This is a genomic window from Enterovibrio nigricans DSM 22720 (assembly GCF_900167155.1).
Classification (GTDB): Bacteria; Pseudomonadota; Gammaproteobacteria; order Enterobacterales; family Vibrionaceae; genus Enterovibrio; species Enterovibrio nigricans.
Window position 1 is genome coordinate 1 of sequence record NZ_FUXU01000172.1, and the last position, 3,218, is coordinate 3,218.

The window sequence follows — 3,218 nt, forward strand, 5'->3', positions numbered from 1 at the left end:
AGTTTTGGACAGGATGTAAACGTAGTGTACGTAACCGAACATTAACGTACGGTGATGTTCGATATTCAAACCGCCCTCTAAATTGAAAATGCCCCATTTCTACTTAGTGCTTTTACTCGTTCATATCCTGTTAATGAGCTTTTGCAATACTAAAAGTTATCCATTCTTCTTACGTCGTTCGCTGTTAATCCCCGAGATGTAATACAGGGTGAAAGTCTGTACAAACGAATACACAACCAAATATAAAAAATGCATTTACATGCACACATCAATACTCAATAAGTGTCTTATAGTTTAGAATCAATTACTTTCTCTATATAGGACTTGAAGTTTGAAGTGGATAGATCAACTACTTGATTTTGGTTATGTAATTTGTCAGCGCCGACTTTCAGGTTCGCGCTATCTTATGGGCTTAGGCATAAAGCTCTTTACTCTTACTGCTATTGGCTCACTTGCATTTCAGTTTAGCAATGGTAAGTACTCATTCGTCATTGATACAGCGTCTGACTCAACATATGAAATTGCGACGTTGGTAGGTGTTTATGTCTCAATAGTAATGATCGTCGTAGGATTCTTCTTTGAAGTTTACTCAATGCTATTTGGTGAGTCAGCCTCAAAGAACAGAGCAAAGAGTATCGATTTAAGAAGCTTAGATGGGGCTGCCGCTCCAACCTTATGCAGCAGTTTTAGTTCCACAATCGAACCTGCCGGGTTACATGATGACCTTTTCATGTGGAAGTCTAGAAAGCAGACTCTTGAGGACTGGTTAAAAGAATCATGCGCCAAACTTCAGAAGTTTTACGATGAATCACTTCAGAAATTAAATGGCTTTGAACCAAGCAAGCCACTCGCTTTAGGAGCTATAGCTCACGTTCCGCATTGCTTTACTTTAGGTTACTTTGTTGGAAATAAGCGTTTGGTAAATTACTACTGCTGGAACCGTGACAACAAGAAAAAACATAAGGAACGATGGGTAGACTGTCGAGATGCTAGAAGTAGAGGTCAAAAATTAGAGTGCTCAGAAATTATGGAAAAGCCGGAGGTCCTAGATTCTCAGGTAACAACGCTAGGCATTTCGATAGAAGTCTCTTTTGATAATGACTTAAAGACATTTTTTAAAGATCTAGAGTTAGATCGCGCTATTGCTTATAGAGTTGAAAGTAGAAGCGTTGGAAATATGTTCTCAGATGTAGAGCAATCAAACTTTGTTGCCTCCCTTAGAACCGAAATAAATAACACTCTTCTTAAGAAGTATCCCCACGTTACTGAAGTTCATTTGACCCTTATGGCTCAAGCCTCGCTAATAATGCGCATAGGAGCGGAGTTTAATCAAAATCACCTTAGTCAACAGATAAACGTACACCACTTCGACGGTGCTGGTTACCCTTGGTCATTACAAATAAATAAAGACCAAGAAGTTAGCTATTTAATTAAGTAAGGAAACTATGTGAAACATCAACAAATATTTTCTGAATTCCTCACAGGAGTGGTTAATCTCAATCAAGCTCGAATTAACAAGGTTACTACCACTTCGGCGTCTGTTGAGAAGTATGTGAAAGAACACGACGATTTTGAAGGGATTTTTAGAAACGCCTCGCCTCAGGGGTCATACGGACATAGGACGATTATCAAGCCAGTTAAAAACAAAGAGTTTGACGCTGATATAGTCTTCTTTATGGACGAAAATGATAATTGGGAGCCTAAAGACTACATAACAAAACTTCATCAGGCTTTTAAGGGGTCAAGTATCTATAAAGATATGGTTCACTATAACACTCGTTGTGTTTATCTTGATTATTCAGGTGATTTTCACATCGATGTTGTTCCATGTATTGTACGAGTAACAGAAACCGTGTTCGGTAATCATACACAATATTTTATTGCGAATAGACACACCAATGAGTTTGAGCTTACTGACCCTGAAGCATACAAGAAGTGGGTCGCCGACAAGAATTCAGTGGTAGGTAACAACAATCTCATTAAATGTATTCGCCTTATCAAGTATCTTCGTGACATAAAAACTACGTTTTCATGTAAATCAATACTTTTAACCACTTTGATTTGTAATATGGTTCACGACTACGAATCTAATAGTGATGAATTCAAGGATATTGCTACCACCTTAAAGACAATTTTTACCCGCTTGGATGATTATTTAAGCTTTTACGATTCAATGCCAGAAATAGTCAACCCAGTACGAACCGAAGAAACGTTTACTCGACATTGGACTGAAGAAAAGTATAAGAATTTCAAAACAAAGATCGGCGATTATAGAGCTTGGATAGAAGATGCATTTGATGAGACAGATCGAACTGAATCTATAAAAAAATGGCGTCGTGTGTTCGGAGATAATTTTCATTCTGTTACCAAGAGGTCTGCCACAGCAGCTACCTATGATGAAATCTTGGACGAAGCAAGTCAGCCTAACTTCCCTATTCCTCCTCACTGTGCGCACCACAGATGGGAAGAAGTGGAGAACGTTGGTAGTGTCAACTTAGAGGTTGAGTATCGTAATAAAAATAGCGTCAATCCGTTCGCTAGAGCTGTCCAACAAATTGTTTTTGGCAAGAACTATTCGCTTAAGTTCACGGTTACAGATGATATTCATCCCGGCTCAGACGTATATTGGCAAATCACTAATACTGGAGAAGAAGCGAATAGGTTAGGTCAATTACGAGGCGGGTTTGAAATCGGTGGAAAAATCAAAGAAGAAACAACCTCTTATAAAGGGAACCACTTCGTAGAGGCATTTATTGTTAAAGACGAGGTGCTCTTAGCAAGAAGTGGTAAGCTCGTCGTTCCTATCAATTGATAGATATAAGGCTCGCTAATACGAGCCTTTCCCTTCTTGCTCCAGACCTATTCACTGCATATTTTGGAACATTCCGAACAGTCATTTCCTCAGGATTATCCGATCACTTCTAGCCTAGCTTCGAAACAAGGTATCGCAATCACAGAAATACGTATTCATCGCCAGCCACTCACACTAACTCTATTTCTTTTCTCCTAAAAGCGGACATTTCTATCAGGGATTGACAGTACGAAAGCGTATCAACTGGCAACATTTTCCCTATAAAATGTTATCCATGAATTGCTAATATTCGATTTATAGCACCACATTTCTGTCCAAAAGTCAGGCAGGGTAAATTGTAACCCTCCCCGAAAAGCGGGTCGTTAGCAATTAGAGATTTTCCGTTTACACTGAAACGAACGGAGAA

Annotated in this window: 2 protein-coding genes; both read left to right on the top strand. The window is 39.0% G+C overall.

Translation table 11 applies throughout. The annotated features are described in order from the left end of the window. Window positions 1–331 precede the first annotated feature (331 nt). Window positions 332–1,438, top strand: coding sequence for an SAVED domain-containing protein (locus B5D35_RS23220; RefSeq protein ID WP_139367860.1), 1,107 nt, complete (start codon window positions 332–334; stop codon window positions 1,436–1,438). A gap of 9 nt (window positions 1,439–1,447) precedes the next feature. Continuing rightward, the gene (locus B5D35_RS23225) at window positions 1,448–2,812 is read left to right on the top strand and encodes an SMODS domain-containing nucleotidyltransferase (protein ID WP_078754769.1); all 1,365 of its coding nucleotides are present in this window, start codon (window positions 1,448–1,450) and stop codon (window positions 2,810–2,812) included. The last annotated feature ends 406 nt before the right edge of the window (window positions 2,813–3,218 follow it).